Consider the following 6,753-nt stretch of genomic DNA (forward strand, 5'->3'; position numbering starts at 1 on the left):
CCGTCCCGTCGGCCGTCCCCTCCGCATTCCGCCCCGCCCAGATCGCTGCCCCGGCCGAGTACACTGTCGCCCGCGGTGACACCATCAGCGGGATTGCCGGCAAGTTTGGCCTGGACACCTACGCCGTCCTGGCGTTGAACGAGCTGCAGGCCAACACGATCATCTACCCCGGGCAGAAGATCAAGCTCGGCGCCCCGGACGCAGCGCCGGAGCCGGAGGCCCCGGCTGCAGCGGCCCCGACTGCGGCCGCTGCCGCAGGCAGCGTCTATACCGTGAAATCGGGCGACACGCTCGGCGCCATCGCGGCGCGCCTTGGCGTCAAGCTCTCCGAGGTCTTCGGCTGGAACGGGCTCAACCTGGGTTCCATCATCTACCCCGGCCAGCAGATCAAGATCGGCGGCGGCACCGCAGCGCCCGCACCGTCGGCCCCGGCCGCACCCGCCCCGGTGGCGCCGGCATCGACCCCGGCCGCCCCCGCTTCGGGTTCCTACACCATCAAGTCCGGCGACACGCTCTCCGGCATTGCGGCCAGGAACGGCGTCAAGCTCGCAGATGTCCTCTCCGCCAACCGGCTGACGATGAGCAGCATCATCTACCCCGGCCAGAAGCTCGCGCTTCCGGGAGCGTCCATCGCCCCGGCTTCTTCCACCCCGCCCGCGGCCACGGTGACCCCGCTCGTCCCGAGCACCTTCCTGGGCTTCACCTACCCGGCAGCCGTGGTCAACTCGGCCAACGAGAACAAGGCCCTGCTGAACGCCTCGCCGGTGCCCAGCCGGGAGGAAATGAAGACGATCGTGGCGGACACCGCCCGCCGAATGGGCGTCGATCCGTCCCTGGCACTGGCCTTCGCCTACCAGGAATCGGGCTTCAACCACCGTTCGGTCTCCCCCGCCAACGCCATCGGCACCATGCAGGTCATCCCGTCCTCAGGCGAGTGGGCTTCAGACCTCGTGGGGCGCCCGCTGAACCTGCTGGACCCGTACGACAACGTCACGGCCGGCGTCGCGATCATCCGCCAGCTGGTGCGCACCAGCGAGGACCTGGACACGGCCATCGCGGGCTACTACCAGGGCCAGTATTCGGTCAGCAAGTACGGCATGTACGACGACACCAAGCTGTACGTGGAGTCCATCAAGGCACACCAGAAGAACTTCAGCTAGGGAGCCCCGGACAGCCGCGGCCGCGGCGACCACCCGCTCCGGCCAGGAGCATAACGATAAGGGCCCGGATCGCTTGTCGATTCGGGCCCTTATCAGTGCAGCGATTAGGATCGTATAGTGCAGGATTACTCGTCGGACCCTCTCGTTGGCACTCTGGTGGATGGCCGGTACCTGATTCAGTCCAGGCTCGCCAGCGGCGGGATGTCCACTGTCTATGTGGCCACCGACCGCCGGCTGGAGCGCGATGTGGCGCTGAAGGTGCTGCACCCCCACATGGCCGGTGACCCGCAGTTCCTAGACCGGCTGGGCCGCGAGGCCAAGGCCGCCGCCCGGCTGTCGCACCCCCATGTCGTGGGGGTGCTGGACCAGGGCGAGGATGACCGGGTGGCCTACCTGGTGATGGAGTACATCAAGGGCCACACCCTGCGCGATGTGCTCAAAGACAAGGGCGCGCTCCCGCCGCGCCTGGCCCTGGCGCTGATCGACCCGGTCGTCGAGGGGCTGGGAGCAGCCCACGACGCCGGTCTCATTCACCGTGACATCAAGCCTGAAAATGTGCTCATCGCCGACGACGGGCGGATCAAGCTCGGCGACTTCGGACTCGCCCGGGCCATTTCGACGTCGACCAGCACCGGGGCCCTGATTGGCACCGTGGCGTACCTGTCCCCCGAATTGGTGCTGGGCCGGCAGGCCGACGCCCGCAGTGACATCTACTCCGTGGGGATCATGCTCTACGAGATGATCACCGGCCGGCAGCCGTTCGACGGCGAGGTGCCCATCCAGGTTGCCTACCAGCACGTCAACTCGACCGTCGGCGCACCCTCGGCGCTGGTTCCGGGACTCGCCGGCGAAATCGACGAACTCGTCCAGTGGTGCACCGCCAACGACCCCGACAAACGCCCCGTCGACGGCAACGCCCTGCTCTCCGAGCTTCGGCACATCCGGACGAACCTGAGCGACGCCGAACTCGACCTGCAGCCGCCCGGCGCGCGTCCGGCCCTGCCGGTTGTTCCGCCCGCTGCCGGCCCGCCGGCCCGACGCCCCGGGGGGGCCCCAGATCCGCGCACCGTCGAGGGCGCCACCGAAGTCATCGGCGCCCGGCAGCAGCCCACGGAGTTCATTGCCCGCATCAGCAACCCGACCACCCTAATGTCCGCGGCCCCGCGCCACCCCGGCTACGGCCCGCTGTCGGCCCCCGACGAAGCACCGTACCCCGGGGGGCAGTTCGACCAGGGGCAGTCCCACCAGGGGCCGGGATCCGCAGTTCCTGCCAGCAAGCGGGCACAGCGCAAGCAGGACCGTGACGAGGAGAAGGCACGCCAGAAAGCCGCGGCCACACCGGTCCGGAGCCTGCGCGAGGGAAGCCCCCGGCGCCGCGGCCTGCTCTGGATCCTCGTGCTGGTCATCGCGGCGCTGCTGGCCGGCGGCGCGGGCTGGTTCTTCGGCATGGGTCCGGGCTCCCCCGGCACGATCCCGGAACTCGCGAACAAGACCGTGGCCGAGGCCCAGCAGCTCCTCCGCACGGCCGGCTTCCAGTCCACCACCAAGGACGTCTTCGACGACGGCGTCGCCCCCGGCCTGGTGGTTGGATCCGAACCTGCGGCCGGAGAGGTCATCCGGAAGTTCCAGCCGGTCTCCCTGGCGGTCTCCAAGGGCCCCGAACTGTTTCCGCTGCCGGAACTGACCGGGAAGTCCCTGGACGAGGCGAAGACGGCCCTCAACGGCGCGGGCATGGCCCTGGGGCAGATCGCTGAAACTTTTGATGAGTCCGCCCCCGCCGGCACGGTCCTGGCCCAGGCCCCGCGCAGCGGCAATCCGGTCCGGCACGGCACCCCCGTGGACCTCACCGTGTCCAAGGGCCCGCAACCCATTCCGGTCCCGGACGTGCGCGGCCAGGACCAGGGTGACGCGGTCAAGTCCATCGAAGCCGCCGGCCTGAAAGCCGTGGTCGCTCCCGAGACCGTCTTCGACCGCTCTGTGCCCAAGGGCTCCGTGGTGGCGCAGGACCCGGCTTCCGGCAATCTGACCAAGGGCGGGACCGTGACCCTGACCGTTTCCAAGGGCCCGAAGCTCGTCCAGGTGCCAAATTTTATCGGGAAACAGGCCTCGGAAGCCCAGAAGGCCCTGGAACAACTCGGCTTCAAGGTCAAGATCGACAACATCCTGGGCGGATTCTTCGGAACAGTCCGCGCCCAGGACCCGGTGAACACGAGCGTCCCGGAAGGCTCGACGATCACGCTGACAGTGGTTTGACCTTGTCCTGACATCGGCCTGACCGTGGCCTGGCCGGAATCGGCGGCTCAGGAGCCGGCTCCCGCTCAGCGCTGGCCCGGTCCACAGAAAAGCTCCGCCCGGCTGGACCAGCCGGGCGGAGCTTTCTTGTTTCGGAGCTATTCGGTTTAGTGCTTGGAGAGTGCCCCGGCCACCAGGAACGCCATCTCTAGGGACTGCATGTGGTTCAGGCGGGGATCGCAGACCGATTCGTACCGGTCCAGGAAGGACTCCTGGTCCACGGGATCGGCACCGCCCAGGCACTCGGCGACGTCGTCGCCGGTCATCTCAACGTGCAGGCCACCCGGGACCGTGCCGAGCGCGTGGTGGACCTCGAAGAAGCCGCGCACCTCATCAATGACGTCGTCGAAGTTGCGGGTCTTGTAGCCGTTCGGCGAGGTGACCGTGTTGCCATGCATGGGGTCGGTGACCCAGAGGACCTGGGCGCCGGACGCGGTGACCCGCTCCACGATCGGGGGCAGCTTCTCCCGGATGTTGCCGGCACCCATCCGCGTAATGAAGGTCAGGCGGCCGGGTTCGCGGTCCGGGTCCAGTTTGTCGATCAGGCGCAGCGCGTCGTCGCCGCTGGTGCCCGGGCCAAGCTTGACGCCGATCGGGTTGCGCACCCGCGAGAGGAAGTCGACGTGGGCGTGGTCCAGTTCGCGCGTGCGCTCCCCGATCCAGAGGAAGTGCGCGGAGGTGTCGTACGGGAAGCCGGTGCGGGAGTCGATGCGGGTCAGGGCCCGTTCGTAGTCGAGCAGCAGCGCCTCGTGGCTGGCGTAGAACTCGACACGCTTGAGCGCCTCGAAATCCGCCCCGCAGGACGCCATGAACTTGATGGCACGGTCGATATCCCGGGCCAGGGACTCGTAGCGCGCGTGGGCGGGGTTCTCGGTGAAGCCCTTGTTCCACTGGTGCACCAGCCGGAGGTCCGCGAAACCGCCCTGGGTGAACGCGCGGATCAGATTCAGGGTGGAGGCGGAGGTGTGGTAAGCCTTGAGCATACGGCTGGCGTCGTGCGCTCGGGATTCCGGCGTGAAGTCGTAGCCATTGACGATGTCGCCGCGGTAGGCCGGGAGTGTGACGCCGTCGCGGGTCTCGTCGTTGGAGGAGCGCGGCTTGGCAAACTGCCCTGCCATCCGGCCCATCTTGATGACCGGCATGGCGGCGCCGTAGGTCAGGACGACCGCCATCTGGAGGATGGTCCGGACGCGGGCGCTGATCTTGTCCGCCGTGGCCGCCTCGAACGTTTCCGCGCAGTCGCCGCCCTGGAGCAGGAACGCCTTGCCCTGCGCCGCGGCAGCGAGCCGTTCGCGCAGGATGTCCACTTCGCCGGCGAAGACGAGGGGCGGGAGCACGGAAAGTTCCTTGACGGACGCTTCGAAGACGGCCTTGTCCGACCAGCTCGGCTGCTGGGAGGCCGGCAGCTCCCGCCAGTGGTCCAGGCCGGGATAGTTGGCGGCACCGCTCTGGGCGGTGCTGGTCAGTGCGGAACCCGCCAGGGGCGAGCCACTCAGGGAACTGTTCAGGGGGAGGGCCGCAGCCGCAGATAGCTCAGTCACCTTCTAAGGATAGTTGCCTCCGTGGCGTTCGTCGGACCCGGGCCGTCATTGACTGGGCCGGTGCCGTCACACGGTCCGTTCACGCACTCCCGGGTGCTGCCGGGTCCGTGCCGGCGGAGCCGTCCTCCGGTACCCCGGTGGCTTTCATGGCGAGGCGGAGCTTGACGACGGCGGCGTACTCGTCGACGTATTCCTGGCCGGAGAGGCGCATCAGTTCGTACATGATTTCATCGGTCACGGACCGCTGGATCAGCCGGTCGTTCTCCATGCCGTAGTAACGGCTGAAGTCCAGGGGCTCACCGAAGATCATCCCGATGCGCCGGATGTTCGGCATCCGCTTGCCGATCGGCTGGACCTTGTCCGTGCCGATCATCGCGACCGGGATCACGGGGACCCGGGCCTGCAGGGCCAGCCGCGCCACCCCCACTTTGCCGCGGTAGAGCCGGGAGTCCGGGCTGCGGGTGCCCTCGGGGTAGATGCCCATGAGCGAGCCGTTCTTTAGCACGTCCATCCCGGCGTTGAGCGAGCGGGCCGACGCCGCACCGCCGGAACGGTCCATCGGAAGCTGGTTGGTGAGCCGGAAGAAGGTGGCCGTCAGCCTGCCCTTGATCCCCTTGCCGGTGAAGTACTCGGATTTCGCGAGGAACACAACGGGCCGAGGCACCATGAGCGGCATGAAGATGGAGTCGGAGAAGGAGAGATGGTTGGAGGCCAGAATGGCGGCGCCTTCGGCGGGGACGTTGTCCAGGCCCTTGACCCAGGGCCTGAAAAGCGTCTTCAGGACAGGTCCGAGAACGAACGTCTTCATGAACCAATAAAACACGTGGTGTACCTCTCCGGAAGGCGTCTGGCGGGCCCCGCATCGGACCCGGCCAGCACTTCAATGACACCCTACTCTAGTGAGTTTTGTCCGGAAGAGTGACACGATGGGCTCATGACCGGAAGCAGCACTCCCCTGGCGCCCGCGGCGTTCAATTATCCGGGCCACGGCGGCAATGCGGGCATCGGCGTGGCCCTCTGCCACGGCTTCACCGGCAGCCCCCTGAGCGTCCTGCCCTGGGCCGAGCATCTGGCCCGGCAGGGCTTCGCGGTGTCTGTCCCGCTGCTGCCGGGGCACGGCACCGACTGGCGCGACCTGTCCCGTTACGGCTGGCAGGACTGGTACCGGGCCTTCGAGGCGTCCTACCTTGAACTCGCCGCCGGAACCCGGGAGTGCTACGTGGCAGGACTGTCCATGGGCGGCACCATCGCCCTGCGCACCGCGGCCCGCCACGACGTTGCCGGGGTCGTCGTCGTCAATCCGGGCTTGAGCTTCTACGACCGCCGCGTGCGCTATATCGGCCTGTTGAAGCACCTCCAGCGCACCACCGTTCCGGCCCAGGAAGCCAATCCAACGGCGTCGGCCACCGAGGACGGCGACTACTCGCTTACCCCGCTGGAAGCCGTCCACCAGCTGAGCCGGCTCTTCCGGGCGGCGCTGCGCGAATTGCCCGCCGTCGCCGCTCCGGCGCTCGTGTTCAAGTCCGCGACGGACAGCGTGGTACCCCCCTCCTCGGTCGAACTGCTGAGGAACCGTCTGGGGTCGCGCGAGCTTGAGGTGGTCAGTTTGCCCGACAGCGGGCATGTGGCCACGCTCGACGTCGACGCCCCCCTGATCTTCGAACAGTCCGCCCGGTTCTTCCTGCACCATGCGGCCGCCGCGCGTCAGCCCGCGTCGCCACCGGAGAAGCCCGCCCCCTCAGCCCCGGAGACCCCATGAC

General features: G+C 68.1%; 5 protein-coding genes. 3 read left to right on the plus strand and 2 right to left on the minus strand.

Annotated elements, in window-relative coordinates; translation table 11 throughout:
- Positions 1-1,160: lytic transglycosylase domain-containing protein (locus BJQ90_RS18595; protein WP_226761686.1), on the plus strand; the 1,160-nt coding region annotated here is incomplete at its 5' end.
- Positions 1,161-1,274: 114 nt separating this feature from the next.
- Complete coding sequence (locus tag BJQ90_RS18600; RefSeq protein WP_226761689.1) at positions 1,275-3,413, plus strand: Stk1 family PASTA domain-containing Ser/Thr kinase; 2,139 nt, start codon at positions 1,275-1,277, stop codon at positions 3,411-3,413.
- 146 nt (positions 3,414-3,559) lie between these two features.
- Here the strand turns inward: BJQ90_RS18600 and BJQ90_RS18605 are convergent, their stop codons facing one another.
- Both BJQ90_RS18605 and BJQ90_RS18610 read right to left on the minus strand, forming a co-directional pair.
- Entirely contained in the window at positions 3,560-4,948 is a 1,389-nt protein-coding gene (locus BJQ90_RS18605) for a class II 3-deoxy-7-phosphoheptulonate synthase (protein WP_226761690.1), read from the minus strand.
- A gap of 124 nt (positions 4,949-5,072) precedes the next feature.
- Positions 5,073-5,816, minus strand: a complete 744-nt coding sequence (locus BJQ90_RS18610; RefSeq protein WP_226761687.1) for a lysophospholipid acyltransferase family protein — start codon at positions 5,814-5,816, stop codon at positions 5,073-5,075.
- 111 nt (positions 5,817-5,927) lie between these two features.
- On the opposite strand from BJQ90_RS18610, the gene BJQ90_RS18615 reads away from it, so the two are divergent.
- Positions 5,928-6,752: an alpha/beta hydrolase gene (locus BJQ90_RS18615; protein ID WP_226761688.1), complete on the plus strand. Its 825-nt coding sequence runs from the start codon at positions 5,928-5,930 to the stop codon at positions 6,750-6,752.
- Position 6,753 lies beyond the last annotated feature (1 nt).

It is taken from the genome of Arthrobacter sp. SO3, from assembly GCF_020532825.1.
Classification (GTDB): domain Bacteria; phylum Actinomycetota; class Actinomycetes; order Actinomycetales; family Micrococcaceae; genus Arthrobacter.